Source organism: Vibrio sp. B7 (genome assembly GCF_963888765.1).
In the GTDB taxonomy this organism is placed as follows: domain Bacteria; phylum Pseudomonadota; class Gammaproteobacteria; order Enterobacterales; family Vibrionaceae; genus Vibrio; species Vibrio anguillarum.
This window is the reverse complement of the sequence record NZ_CAWPKR010000011.1, coordinates 451,423-465,343: the sequence shown is the minus strand read 5'-3', so window position 1 is coordinate 465,343 and position 13,921 is coordinate 451,423. Positions and strand designations below refer to the sequence as shown.

The 13,921-nt window shown below is 41.8% G+C and carries 13 protein-coding genes; 1 reads left to right on the top strand and 12 read right to left on the bottom strand.

The genetic code is table 11. From position 1 onward, the window contains the following. Positions 1-410: 410 nt before the first annotated feature. The 6 genes from AACV32_RS07090 to AACV32_RS07065 all read right to left on the bottom strand — a co-directional run bounded on the left by AACV32_RS07090 (position 411) and on the right by AACV32_RS07065 (position 7,436). On the bottom strand, positions 411-1,112 hold the full coding sequence (locus AACV32_RS07090) for a VpsP family polysaccharide biosynthesis protein (RefSeq protein WP_170894826.1): 702 nt from the start codon (positions 1,110-1,112) through the stop codon (positions 411-413). Between the two features lie 2 nt (positions 1,113-1,114). Then, a complete protein-coding gene (vpsO, locus tag AACV32_RS07085) occupies positions 1,115-3,319 on the bottom strand; it encodes an exopolysaccharide regulatory tyrosine autokinase VpsO (protein ID WP_088721035.1) in 2,205 nt (734 codons plus the stop codon). Between the two features lie 13 nt (positions 3,320-3,332). Next, entirely contained in the window at positions 3,333-3,851 is a 519-nt protein-coding gene (gene vpsN / locus AACV32_RS07080) for an exopolysaccharide export protein VpsN (RefSeq protein ID WP_017045832.1), read from the bottom strand. Positions 3,852-3,857: 6 nt separating this feature from the next. Further along, a complete protein-coding gene (locus tag AACV32_RS07075; RefSeq protein WP_170894825.1) occupies positions 3,858-5,048 on the bottom strand; it encodes an outer membrane beta-barrel protein in 1,191 nt (396 codons plus the stop codon). A gap of 20 nt (positions 5,049-5,068) precedes the next feature. Continuing rightward, positions 5,069-6,463, bottom strand: coding sequence for an exopolysaccharide biosynthesis glycosyltransferase VpsL (vpsL, locus tag AACV32_RS07070; RefSeq protein ID WP_069211921.1), 1,395 nt, complete (start codon positions 6,461-6,463; stop codon positions 5,069-5,071). A gap of 373 nt (positions 6,464-6,836) precedes the next feature. Further along, positions 6,837-7,436 (bottom strand): YitT family protein, encoded by a 600-nt coding sequence (locus AACV32_RS07065; protein WP_013857347.1) that lies wholly within the window; start codon positions 7,434-7,436, stop codon positions 6,837-6,839. 346 nt (positions 7,437-7,782) lie between these two features. Here AACV32_RS07065 and glyA point away from each other — a divergent pair, with 346 nt between their 5' ends. Next, entirely contained in the window at positions 7,783-9,033 is a 1,251-nt protein-coding gene (gene glyA, locus AACV32_RS07060) for a serine hydroxymethyltransferase (protein WP_013857345.1), read from the top strand. 120 nt (positions 9,034-9,153) lie between these two features. Here the strand turns inward: glyA and AACV32_RS07055 are convergent, their stop codons facing one another. The 6 genes from AACV32_RS07055 to AACV32_RS07030 form a co-directional block, all read right to left on the bottom strand. Beyond that, the gene (locus tag AACV32_RS07055; protein WP_013857344.1) at positions 9,154-9,480 is read right to left on the bottom strand and encodes a hypothetical protein; all 327 of its coding nucleotides are present in this window, start codon (positions 9,478-9,480) and stop codon (positions 9,154-9,156) included. Positions 9,481-9,626: 146 nt separating this feature from the next. Beyond that, positions 9,627-10,595: a lipoyl synthase gene (gene lipA, locus AACV32_RS07050; RefSeq protein WP_013857343.1), complete on the bottom strand. Its 969-nt coding sequence runs from the start codon at positions 10,593-10,595 to the stop codon at positions 9,627-9,629. Between the two features lie 5 nt (positions 10,596-10,600). Continuing rightward, on the bottom strand, positions 10,601-11,254 hold the full coding sequence (gene lipB / locus AACV32_RS07045) for a lipoyl(octanoyl) transferase LipB (protein WP_013857342.1): 654 nt from the start codon (positions 11,252-11,254) through the stop codon (positions 10,601-10,603). A gap of 213 nt (positions 11,255-11,467) precedes the next feature. After that, positions 11,468-11,746 (bottom strand): DUF493 family protein YbeD, encoded by a 279-nt coding sequence (gene ybeD, locus AACV32_RS07040; protein WP_010317329.1) that lies wholly within the window; start codon positions 11,744-11,746, stop codon positions 11,468-11,470. Positions 11,747-11,865: 119 nt separating this feature from the next. Further along, the gene (locus AACV32_RS07035) at positions 11,866-13,044 is read right to left on the bottom strand and encodes a serine hydrolase (RefSeq protein ID WP_088728720.1); all 1,179 of its coding nucleotides are present in this window, start codon (positions 13,042-13,044) and stop codon (positions 11,866-11,868) included. Between the two features lie 92 nt (positions 13,045-13,136). Then, positions 13,137-13,919 (bottom strand): septal ring lytic transglycosylase RlpA family protein, encoded by a 783-nt coding sequence (locus AACV32_RS07030; RefSeq protein WP_017045827.1) that lies wholly within the window; start codon positions 13,917-13,919, stop codon positions 13,137-13,139. Positions 13,920-13,921 lie beyond the last annotated feature (2 nt).

Sequence of the window (13,921 nt, the reverse complement as noted above, 5' to 3'; positions counted from 1 at the left end):
GCATAAGTTTGAAGATTGAAGTCTGCTAGTAACGTAATAGATTATTGAGGCCATTGTTATACCAAGTAAGCTTGCCCCTAAATCGAGCAAAGAGAATGATCGTGAACTCGATAACATTTGTAAACTTTCATCAATTACGCAACAGGTCGAGACGATAACTATGGCGAGAAAGATGCTCTGTATAGGGGAAAGAGTGGCGGAAATTACTCGGATAAAAACCAAGGTAATGAATAGCGCAAGTGTAAAGTGGAGATAAATATCACCGCCGAGTGACTTTTCCAAAAATATCGGTATCTCAGCATGAATATTCAGTGTTTTTGCCAGTGATAGCGAAGCCGTACCAAGAGAAAGCAAGGCTAACATGAACAAGGCGATAGGCCGGTTTATTGAATAATGTTTTATCATCGAGATCACTCTAGCGCTCTCTTGCAGAGACTATTTTTCTCAGTATAACGTTGAGGGTTATAAATAATAGCTGCACAGGTAAATTTTAAGAGACCGTTTGATTTTAGATACTGGTAGGCTTCTCCTCGGCTTTGAGGATGAGCTAATGCTCTTGCGGCGTGATCAATAATGATAGTTCGCTGCGGCACTGAAAAAATAGACCAATGGTTAAGGCCAATCTGGGAAAGTGTGTTGTTCACTTTGGGTGTAAAAGGCCCATATCTGTTGGCTTGTGCAAAATAGAGATCAATATTTTCCCCTTTCAACTGAGTTTCAATCACCAATAAATCAGCCCATGTGTCTGACCAAGTGGGTCTCAATAATGCACTTTCCAAGTAGGCCTTTTTTGCATTGAGCAAGCGGCTCTCTTTATCTACATCATCGCCCAAATAGGCTTCCCACTCATACACCTTACCCAGTAAATTGTGGTAATGAGGATGGTCGCTGTGGTGTTGTAGGGCCTTTAGTATCATGAGTTTTGTCTCATTCACTTGCTCTAAAGTTACACCATCACTGTGCTTTGTCCAGTAGTCGATATTTCTTTCTGTTGCTAGAGCGTAAATGGACGCCGTCAAAAAATGAAATGCAAAATAGAGAGTCACGAGTGCAGTTAGCCCAATGCTCAAACGCAAAGCATGGGCTAAAAAAGGGTGATTCGCGACCTTCATGGTTATTTTTCTGGGCCGTAATAGGATTGATATTGATGATAACCGCTATAATTAGAGGCTTTTTTGGTGTTCAGTTTGTTCAATATGACGCCATCAATTCTCGCTCCTTGCTGCGTTAAGCGTCCGACCACATCTCTAGCCACTTTAGTACGTGTGTGTGGAGCATTGATCACGAGTATGGTCGAGTCCACGTACTGCGACAGCATAAATGCATCGCTAACGGCTAAACATGGAGGTGTATCAATCACAATTCTGCTATAGCGTGTCTTTAGCTCTTCGAGTAGTGAGGCAAACTTAGGCGAGGAGATAAGTTCAAGAGGATTGTCTGTCACGACTCCTGCTGCCAAAACATCAAGCCCTGATTCTTCATCGGTATAGAGACACTCTTCTATGGTATGCGTACCTATGAGCAAGTTGCTCATTCCTGGCTGTGAACCAGAGATGCCAAAACGGTGTGCAACCGACGGTTTTCTCAAATCGCAGTCAATCAGCAGTGTTTTTTCCATTTGTGCCAGTGAAAAAGCCAAATTGATACTCGAGGTTGTTTTTCCTTCCTCAGGTAGTGAAGAAGTAACCATTACCACATGATGATCTTTGTTGGTGTTGGCAAGTAAATAACCAGTCCGAACGGTTCTAATCGCTTCTGTGAGCTCTCGATGTTTCGAATCAAAATAGGTTTTTAGCGTTAGGGGGCCTCGAGTTTTAATTGCCGGTATAATACCGAGCAAGCTTAGTGATAACTGTTTTTCGACCTGTTTTACATCAAGGAATGTATCGTTTACCGCATCAGCAATGAAAGCAACAACACATGCCAAACCAAACGAAGCGACGAACGCTAATAATACAATCAGTTTACGGTTCGGTTTACTTGGGGCGAGGGGCGGATTGGCAAAATCGGTAAAACGAGCAATCGTAGCATTAAAGTCGCTCGATGCACTGGTCTCTTTTTGACGACTTAAAAAGAGATCAAACAGCTCTCGGTTTGTTTGGACTTCGCGCTTTAGCTCTGAATATCGTGCATTTTTTACGGAGAGGCTTTGAAACTCTGATTTGCGTTTCTCAAGTTCCCTGTGTAAAGAACTCTCTGCTTGCTTAGCAGCCTGTAACTCATTGTTGATCCCGTTTAGTAGCTGTTTTAGTTCGGAATTTAAATTGCGTTTAACAGAGGCTAGTTCGGCTTGAGCTGATTTTAGCTTTGGGTGTTTGTCACCATAACGTTTTGATAGTTCCGAGACTTTCTTTTCAGCTTGCACTTCAGCCAATTTGACATCTCGTATCGTCGGGTGGTTAGATATCTCTGGGATAGATGCAAGGGCAGAGAGGTCACCATCTTGACGGCTGTACGTTTGAGCGACCAAATACAGAGTCTCAGCTGCAACGCGTCTGTCTCTCGTTTTATTCAATTGAGAGGTCAGTTCTTCAAGTTCTTGAGATGCTAGGCTTTCAACGCCTTGGATATCAACCAGTCCTTCAGATTTTAAAAATGTTTGTAGTTGAGCTTCTGACTTTTTTAGTTGTTCGCGCAAATCACCCATGCGGTTGTTGAGCCAGCTATTCGCCTTCAGTTCAACTTGAAGTTTGTCTTCGATATGACTATCCATAAAGACGTTACCAATCTCATTGGCAATTTGAGCCGATAATTTAGGGTCTTTACTGGTGTAGAAAATATTCACTAGTTGAGTTTTTCTTATTGGGCTAACTTCTAGCCCACGCTTAAACTTAGCCAGAACCAATCGGCTAGTTCGATAGTTTTGGTCTTCCTGTGATATTTCCGCTGGCTCTTTCTTGAACGATTTTAGAACAGGAAACCATTCCAATACATCGAATTTAAACCCAGTTTTTTGATTATTTTCTACAGTAGGGTCAAATTCTGGGTGGCTGGCAAGGTTAAGGCGTTTAATGACTTCCTCTGCGACTCGGTCTGATTTCAAGATCTCTATTTGAGTCAAATAGTATTCTTGGCTTTTGGTATCTAAACCATAGATGTCTTCAATCGAAACAGCTTTTGCTTGCTTCGATTCGATGATCAGTGAGGCGCGAGCGGTATATTGCGAAGGAATTGATAATGCAATCAATACGGCGATGGCGGTAACCATTGTAGAAAAAAGTAGAATACGCCATTTATAGTTGAGAAGAACATGAAAATACTGACGAATATCAATAACTTCATCTGAGTTCAAGTGATTTTTAATTAAAGAGTTTTCCATACAACTAAGTTACCTAAAAAAAGCTTTCTTCTACGGTGAGAATGTCACCAGGCTGAATTTTATGAAGCAATGTTACTTTTACTGGCTTGGCCTCAGGAGCATCACTTGATGATATATAGATCTTAGTTTTAGAGGCTCGCTCAGTGAATCCACCCGCAATCGTAATGGCTTTGTTTACGGTTAACCCCGGATGATACGGATAACTCCCGGATATTTTCACTTGTCCGTTGATAAAATAGGGACGATATTCGACTATGCTGACAAAAACATTGGGGTTAACCAGATACCCATCGATTAAACCATTGTGGATAGCAGTTTTTACTTCCTCAATCGTTTTTCCTTTCAGTTTAATTCGTCCCAAAAAAGGGTAATCAATGTTACCACTGTCACCCACACGCGTTTCAATAGATAACTCTGGTTCATCATAAACTTGAATCCGAATTTGATCCCCAACGCCTAACTTATAAAAACTCTCATTGGCCAATGTTGACCAGGAAAGACAACTCAATAGAATGACTAAGAAGTACTTCATCGTAAGTTACATCACACCTTCAATAGCAAAGTAATAAACATTTTGATCGTAGCTTAACGAACTGATGCTGGAATCTCTTGATTCAAGTTGGTAGCCGACTTTGAATGTTAGCCAACGACGAAAATCGTAGCTTAATGAAAGTGTTACCTTACTGGTGTCATCGTCGCGAGCAGTGCTGGTGTAATTCTCGCTTAATAGAGAATAATCGACGTTAGAAGAGATGATGTCACTCCAATTGTGTGTCCAATTTGCGTTATACACTTTGGTATCGATTGAATCACCTGTACCGTCAGTATCGGTTGATTTACGATTTGTTTTCAACTGCACTGCAGAGTATGTGCGGATGAGATAAGTGACATCAATATCCCATGAAAAAGAGTCGAAATCTTCCCTAGAAGAGGATTCAAAATCTTTATGTTGCATACCGACCTTGGCATTTCCCTGCAGTTTCCCTGTTGCGTCCCACGAGGTACCAACATATCCCATATAATGGGTGCTGTCTTTGAGAGTTGAGCCTGGGGCTATATCACTATAATGCCTATCATTAACGATAATTTGGAAAACCAACGATGTTTTTGGCAGCGCTTTATAGTATAGAGAGCTGTTGAATCGTAATTCATCCCAATTTTGGTATTGAGTAATATTTTGGTTGTTTTTATAGTCCAAATTGCCCCAACCAAGGTTGGTTTCTATTCGACCTTTGGCGTCTTCACCACCAAAACCGTAACCGAGGTTGACGTTATTGGTGTTGTATTCGTTGTACGACAAATTGAGTGTCGTATCGTTATCACCACGCTGTTCATGAGTTAATGCAAGAGCATAGCTGAAGTCAAATCGATGCTTGGAATTGAGCTCCCAGTCACTGGCTAAATCAAAGAAATGGTCAGTGTAGTTATCTTTGCTAGAGCTGAAAAAATCGCCTCTTTGTAGTCGATAACCTACGCGATGTTTCTGGCCACTTGTCGGCTCTATTGCTAAACCGATACCAGGTTCGAACACTGAATATTGGGAATGTTCGAGATCTTGTGACGCTTTTGCTAAGTTGTCGTTATAACCCGTTGATAAGTTTAAAAACGGTACAATAGCAATCCCTGACTCAGTCATAATTGGGTTGGGTTGCGGTTTTGCTTGTACGGCTGATAACGCAAAAAAAGCCAAACCAAAGGACGCGATTCTATTTAAATTAGTTGTTTTCATATGAGTATGCTTTATCCATTCTAGTAAGCATTCTTGCCTACAAATCCTTTAAATACGGTAAGAAATACGATTTTGATGTCGAACCACAACGACCATCTGTGTATATAGTCCAAATCAAATTGGACACGTTTTTCCATTTTATCTAGCGTATCGGTTTCACCACGCCAGCCATTAATTTGTGCCCAGCCAGTAATTCCTGGTTTTACTTTATGTCTCAGCATGTAGCGGTTAACTATCGTTCGATACTCTTCGTTGTGCGCTACGGCATGAGGGCGAGGGCCGACAATAGACATTCGACCTTGAAGCACATTAATAAACTGTGGTAGCTCATCTAGTGATGTCTTCCGAATAAACGCACCAAAAGGAGTCACTCGGGGATCATTTTTTGTGGCTTGTGTTACTTTGTTCCCATTGTCCATGGCACGCATGCTTCTGAATTTCCATACTTTGATAGACTTTCCATCCAGCCCATAACGCATCTGTTTGAAAATAATAGGGCCGGGCGAGCTGAGTTTTACGCCTACTGCAACCGCAATAAGGACAGGACTGATTAAAATCAAGATAAGACTACTTAAGACTAAATCTTCAAAACGTTTTAGCCACGTACCTAACCCATTGAACGGTGTATCAAAAATACTAAAAGCATTAACATCGCCGATGGTATACCAACGCGAATGCAGTAAATTGAAGGTGAAAAAATCCGGCACAATATAGGTATTCACTGTGCTATCCGAAAAGGCCTCTAGAATCTTGCTGATTCGATGCTGGGCTTGCATTGGTAGTGCTATGTACACACTTTTTACTTCACCGTTTTTGGCAAGTGTTAATGCATCATTAACTTTACCGAGCACTGGAATATCACTTGCGATACGTTCATCACCCCTATCATCGTAAAAGCCAGTCAGTTTAATACCTAACTCAGGGTTATTGATGAGATTTTTCGATAGTTCTAGGCCCTGCGGTGTCATGCCGATAATGACAGCTTTAGTGGTGTGATAACCTTTTTTATGTAGATAGTAAATGACTGTAAATGCGACGAAGCGCCAAAGCAGTAATAAAATAAATGATCCGACAAACCAAAAACCTAAAATTAAACGTGAGAAATCGCTTCCAGTTTTTGTGAAATAACCAACTAAAGTTAAGCAACCAACAGTTGAAGCCCAACAAAAAGCAGTGTGTAGAGTTAAAACTCTAAGTTTTGTGGTTCGCCAACCGCTGTATATATCAAGGCTTTCAGCAATAAATGAATAAAAAATAACCCCTAAAAGTCCCACAGATATATAAGACATCGTAACGATATGTGAGTGAAACTTTAGTGTAATATACATTGTGATCAGTATTACTAAGCAATCTATCAGGCGGTAGAAAAATTTACCTTGATAGTTAGAAATACGGATCCTTCCTCTTTCACCCATTGTAGAAGCTCCTAACCGCTCAATTATTAAGGTAACGAATAATAATTATTTTTTAGCAGTGCATTCTCATATTAAGCTCCGACGACTTCAACTGATCAGGTGCATCAAAAATAAGACGCGATGTGTGATATACGGAATGGGTGACTGTATTTTGGGTTTTTCAATTTGAGATAGAGTACGGAGAGTCGGATAAGGTGATGTAATCACTTACTATTACTGCATTAACTTAATGTGGTCACCTTGTTAGACGACCTTTATATAAGAGCTAGCTAATGTTTAAATGAAAATAATGGAGGGTATTTACGGTGTAAGAATTAAAGCTAAATTTGATTGTGTTTTTATCTCTTCTTAATCTTATGGATATTGCGACAGCTTAAGGGTAAGTCACGCTATATCGTGTGGGTTTATGATTCATTGCTAACACAAGGTTAAGTGAGACAGCCCCGAGCACAGACAGTGTGGCAATGGAAAACGAAACAAAAAAGGCAGAAGCAGCTAAAATTGAGCAATCTATAACCAACTGACTTTTGCCAACAGGGATCCCAAATTTATCTTGAATAAACAAACACAAGACATTAAAGCCACCCAAGCTGGAACGGTGACGAAAGAGAATTAACATGCCAAGACCCATTAATAATCCCCCGGCAATGGCGCAGTAAATTTCATTGACCATTTCCAAAGAAATTACCAAATAAAGATGGTCTGCAAAAATAGAGACTAATGCGCCGGATAGCGCGCTGTTGATGGCAAAGCGATGACCGAATCGTTTCCAAGCCAAAATGTAAAAAGGGGTGTTAGCCAAAAAATAAATGCTACCAAATGAGGCTGGGACTAACTGGCTGATCAGCAGTGCTAAACCAGCGGTTCCACCTGTTAGTAAATGAGCGGACTGGAGAAAGAAGACGCCTTGTGCGACCAAAAAGGTTCCCGTTAAAATGGCAACCCAATCTTCTTTACGTGTGTGTGTTCGCATCGATAAATAATTTTAATAGCTAAGAATGGCGAGCATAGTAAAGAAAAAGTAATATTTTCGGTAGATAGAGAGTGAAAATTGAGGTAAACCTATGTAATTGCAGCTTTACAAGGTGTAAAGCAGAATGGTTGACATACTAACTCATCATTATCCAACTTACTGTTTAGCATGAGTTACCTCACTATCCATTATGACAAAACTGCATGATTATTTCTGTAATTTGTTCTTTATGACCCAGATCAAATTATGTAGAATGTGCGCCATATTACGGTGACGAAAACGTTTGCTTTTAGTCGTTGTGTGGTTTTTTTGAAACTTTCAGTAAAATCTGAGTCAGGAGATACAGATGCTTAAGCGTGATATGAACATCGCAGATTACGATGCGGACCTGTTCGCAGCTATTCAAGAAGAGACTCTTCGTCAGGAAGAACACATTGAACTTATCGCTTCGGAAAACTACACAAGCCCACGTGTAATGGAAGCACAAGGTTCACAGCTCACCAATAAATACGCTGAAGGTTACCCAGGTAAACGCTATTACGGTGGTTGTGAGTTTGTCGATAAAGTAGAAACACTGGCGATTGAACGTGCGTGTGAACTGTTTGGTGCAGACTATGCGAACGTGCAGCCGCATTCAGGCTCACAAGCAAACAACGCGGTTTATATGGCTTTGCTTAACGCAGGTGATACCGTATTAGGAATGAGCTTGGCACACGGTGGCCATTTGACTCACGGTTCTCCTGTCAACTTTTCTGGTAAGCTGTACAACATCATTCCTTATGGCATTGATGCAAAAGGTCAAATTAACTACGAAGAGATGGAAGCATTAGCGGTTGAGCATCAGCCAAAAATGATCATCGGTGGCTTCTCTGCTTATTCACAAGTTTGCGACTGGAAAAGAATGCGTGAAATTGCTGATAAAGTGGGCGCTTACTTGTTCGTTGATATGGCGCATGTAGCTGGTTTGATTGCGGCGGGTGTTTACCCTAACCCAGTTCCTCATGCCCACGTAGTGACGACCACTACCCACAAAACACTGGCAGGTCCTCGTGGTGGGCTTATTCTTTCGAATGCAGGTGAAGACTTATATAAGAAGCTTAACTCAGCCGTATTCCCTGGTGGTCAAGGTGGTCCTTTAATGCACGTTATCGCAGGTAAAGCGGTTGCGTTCAAAGAAGCTCTAGAACCAGAGTTCAAAGAGTATCAAAAACGCGTAGTCGCCAATGCGAAAGCGATGGTGGCCGAGTTTTTGGCTCGTGGTTACAACATTGTTTCAGGTTCCACAGAAAATCACCTGTTCCTTGTCGATTTGATCGATAAAAATATTACAGGTAAAGATGCTGATGCGGCATTGGGTGCGGCTAACATTACAGTGAACAAAAACTCTGTACCGAATGATCCGCGTAGCCCATTTGTCACCTCTGGCATCCGCGTGGGTTCTCCATCAATTACTCGCCGTGGTTTTACTGAAGCTGATGCGAAAGCACTAGCTGGATGGATGTGTGATATTTTGGACAACATGGGTGATGAATCTGTGATTCAAGCAACGAAGGCAAAAGTGTTAGAAATTTGTAAGCGTTTGCCTGTATACGCGTAGTTTTACGCACAATAAAATAAAAGCTCCTAATATTCAGGAGCTTTTTTATTTGGTCATTATTTATTTTATTGAGCACCAATAAGAAGAGTGGCCTCTCGCTGTTGAATGTGCTCTGCAGAACTATTTTGCAATGCTGAGCAATGTGCCTGACTTACATTGAAAAGAGTAATATTTAGTGCTCTCGTTAAATTTGCCTAAACCTTCACCATCACAATACTCAATATTAATATTGCGCATAGTATCAAGTGTCTTTTCGCTATTTAAGGCAAACTTAGAGCCGTCAGCGCAGACAATACGAACGCGGCCATCATCACTCACAGAGTAAATGTTGACTTCAGTATTACAAAGCTCAAAGGAGGCTTCACGATAGTTATCTTGCTGAGTATTAGACGCACAACCGGCCATTAAAGTGGCTGTAACAAGTGCTAATGTACTGATCGTTTTCATATTAATAAATCCCTAGCTTTGTTATCTATTTTCTATGTCGTTAGCCTATAGAACATAGAATCAATATTCAAGCTTCAATCATTAACCGAGCAGAGTCTCAAAAACCGATGAGTGAACATCGGCTTGATTGAACTTGTTCTGTGTGGTTATTTCACTTCTAGCCCTTTGGCTTGCATATCCGCATGATAGGAGGAACGTACGAACGGACCACAGGCGGCGTGAGTAAATCCAAGCTCTAGTGCGATCTCTTTAAGTTCGTCAAATTCAGACGGTGGAACGTAGCGTTCAACTGGCAGGTGATGGCGACTCGGTGCTAAATATTGGCCAAGAGTAAGCATTGTGACGTCGTGAGCTCGAAGATCTTTCAATACTTCCACGATCTCTTCTTTTGTTTCACCAAGCCCCATCATGATGCCTGATTTGGTAGGGATACTTGGATGTTGTTGCTTGAATTTCTTCAACAGTTCCAGTGACCATTTATAGTTTGCCCCAGGACGCGCCTTACGATATAGGCGTGGCGCGGTTTCTAAGTTGTGGTTAAACACATCCGGTGGGTTATCTTTGAGTAGTTCAAGGGCGATATCCATTCGGCCACGAAAATCCGGTACTAACGTTTCGATACGGATCTCTGGGTTTAATGCTCGAATTTCACGGTTACAGTCGGCAAAATGTTGGGCACCACCATCACGTAGGTCATCACGGTCAACTGAGGTGATAACCACGTATTTCAACTTCATATCCTTAATGGTTTGCGCCAGTTTTTGTGGTTCGTTTGTCTCTGGGGCATTTGGCCGTCCATGAGCAACGTCACAAAATGGGCACCGTCTTGTGCAGATGGCGCCTAAAATCATAAAGGTGGCGGTTCCGTGGTTAAAGCATTCTGCTAGGTTAGGGCAAGACGCTTCTTCACACACCGAATGGAGATTATTTTTACGCATTGCCGATTTGATCTCTTGGATGCGTTGGCTATCACTCGGCAGCTTAATTTTCATCCACTCGGGCTTACGCAAAACTTCTTTTTGTTCGGCGGCTGGCATATTTTTTACAGGAATTAATGCCATTTTATCAGCGTCGCGGTATTTAACGCCTTTTTCCATTTGGATCGGTTTGCTCATGCTTTTTACCTTTGAAGAGGTGCTTCTGTGCTGAATTCTACTTGCTCGTAAGCCAATATGTTAACGAGTTCTATTATAAGTTGTTTTTCTACGGTTTGTAGTTCTGTCGGGCCGCCCAGTTCACTGACTTGGGCCATTTCTAAACCCTGATAACCACAAGGGTTAATGCGTAGGAAAGGGGAGAGATCCATGTTGACGTTTAGCGCTAAACCATGAAACGAACAACCTTTACGGATCCGTAACCCAAGAGAGCAGATTTTTTTCCCTTTGACATAGACACCAGGGGCATCTGGTCTTGCGGCTGAGTCAATACGGTATGCTTGCAAGGTATTGATCACGATCTGTTCAATTTTGGTCACTAACTCTCTTACACCTAATTTTTTGCGGCGTAAATCGATCAAGAAATAAGCCACTAGTTGGCCTGGACCATGGTAGGTAACTTGGCCGCCTCGGTCACTTTGTACCACTGGAATATCGCCAGTATTGAGAAGATGCTCAGCTTTACCTGCTTGGCCTTGGGTAAAAACTGGTTGATGTTCGACAAGCCAAATCTGATCCGGTGTGCTTTCGGTTCTTGTATCGGTAAATTCATGCATAGCTTCCCATACAGGAAGGTATTCTTGGCGCCCCAGACGTTTTACAACAAGCGAATTTAACATCAGCGTGACTCATCTACCGTATAAATAAAGTTTTTGGATTATAAACTTCTTCCAGCGAATGGACTACTAATGAGGACGATAAATTTGTCCTTAGTGTGATGGGGTATATGCTAGCTATATGATTTATATTAAAAAAGCAGCCTAAGCTGCTTTCAAAAAAAATTGAATAAATCAAAAAATGAGAGGCTAGGCATCTCAATCACGGTTTTTGGGCTACAGAACCATACGTACGATATCGATCTCGCCTAGCTCTTTGTACAGTATTTCAACTTGCTCGATAGAGGTGGCGGTAATGTTAATCGATAAGGAGTGATAAGTCCCTTTTGCACTGGGTTTAACTCGTGGGCTGTAATCACCTGGAGCGTGACGTTGGATAACTTCAAGAACCTTCTCTGGAAGTTCGGGCTTTGCGTGGCCCATCACCTTGTAGGTAAATGAACAAGGAAACTCGAGTAAGTCTTTGAGTTTTGCATCAGAGTTGATAGTCAGCATAATGGAAACTCCCGTTGATAATTCGATTAGCGGTGGCGAATACTACAGCGAATGTTGATGGAACTCAATAATCACAAAGCCGCGGTAAGGCGGCTTTGTTTTATCTTCTACAAGGGATATCAGAATAATCCTTTGAAAAGTAATACAATGTAGTCCCAAAGACGGCTAAATATGCTGCCTTCATCAACATTTTCTAATGCCAAAAGAGGGTATTCAGCCACGTCTTTGCCATCAAGCTGGTAGTAAAGCTTACCGACCACATCGCCTTGGCTTATTGGCGCTCTGAGCTCTTTTTCAAGAACAAAGCTTGCGCTGAGATCCTTCGCTTGACCGCGAGGGAGTGTAACGTAAGTATCTTCATTGACACCAAGCGCCACTTTATCCTTGTCACCCATCCAGATTTTTTCTTCGACGAATGTTTCACCTGCTTTGTGTGGCGCAACGGTTTCGAAGAATCTAAAGCCATAGCTCAGAAGTTTTTTACTTTCTGATTTACGAGCATTTTCATCTTTGGTACCCATAACCACAGCAACGAGGCGCATTTTCCCTTCCGTTGCAGAGCTAACTAAACTGTACCCAGCATTACTCGTATGACCGGTTTTAATACCATCTACGTTCATACTTTTATCCCACAGCAAACCATTTCGGTTGTACTGGGTAATCCCGTTATAGGTATATTTCTGCTCTGAATAAATACGGTACTCGTTTGGTACATCACGAATCAACGCTTGACCTAGTAGCGCCATGTCATATGGAGTTGAATAGAGATTTGGGTTATCTAGACCGTGTACGTTAGCAAAGTGCGTATTGCTCATTTTTAGTGAACTTGCCCACGCATTCATTAGGTCAACAAAAGCGTCTTCTGAGCCAGCAATGTGTTCAGCCATCGCCACGCAAGCGTCATTACCAGACTGAATGATGATACCTTTGTTCAGTTCTTCTACGGTAACTGTAGTGCCGACTTCAATAAACATTTTAGACGAGTCAGGGAAGTTTTTAGCCCACGCATTTTTACTGACCACCACTTTATCTTGTGGAGAGATATTGCCACGTTTAAGTTCTTGGCCAATCACGTAGCTGGTCATCATTTTCGTCAAACTTGCAGGTGAAAGTTTGGTGTTCATCTCTTTTTCTGCCAGCACTTTACCTGAATGGTAGTCCATCAACACATAGCCTTTAGCGGCAATTTGAGGAGCATCAGGTATCACGATAGGCGCAGAAAATACTGAGCTAGTAAAGGTTGCAGAAAGCGCAATAGAAGACGCTAGAATCGGTTTTAAGAATGTGTGTTTTTTCATGAGGAATGCAAATTATCTTATTAACTGTCCATATCTTAACAGAAACGACCTATCAAACCAGAGCTTGAATCAAGATCACTGGATTTGATAAGTCACTGAGTGACGGGTTGCGCTTTGATGAAGGCGGTCTCGTAACCGAGTAATTTAACTTTTTCTAGCGTTTGTTGAGTCAGGGCATCGTCATTAAATGGCCCTAAAAATACGCGATGACTGCCATTCACACTGTCTACAAAGCTTTCAACCGTCAATGTTTGACTCAATTGTTCGGATAAAGTTCGTATTCTTTGCTCTGATTTTGCAGAGGCAACTTGGATGAGATATTGAACCTTCTTTTTCTGTGGTGACGTCGTGATGGGTTTATCGATGGTGATGACTTCGATAGCCACATTCGCAGTCCCGGTTTGAACTACACCTAATTTGTAAGCGGCAGCGTAACTTAAATCAATAATTCGTCCCTCATGAAAGGGACCGCGATCGTTTACCCGAACGATCGCGGTTTTTTTGTTATCTAAATTCGTTACTTTAACGTAGCTGGGTAACGGCAACGTTTTATGGGCGGCCGTCATCGAATACATGTCGTAGATTTCACCGTTGGATGTCAGATGTCCATGAAACTTTTTTCCATACCACGAGGCTTGGCCTTTCTCTGTAAATCCTTTGGCCTCTTTGACAATGGTGTAGTTTATGCCTCTCAAAGTGTAATTCTTGTTGCCGCCCAAACTATAGGGTTCGTATTGCGGATGTGCATCTTCAATATGCTCAACCGAGAGTGGCGTGTTAGGGGCCACGTCGTCTGTTATTGAATAGCGGCTTGAAGAGCTACAACCGATGAGAAATAGACTCGTTAATATAAAGATAAATAGGGAGTTTCTCATGC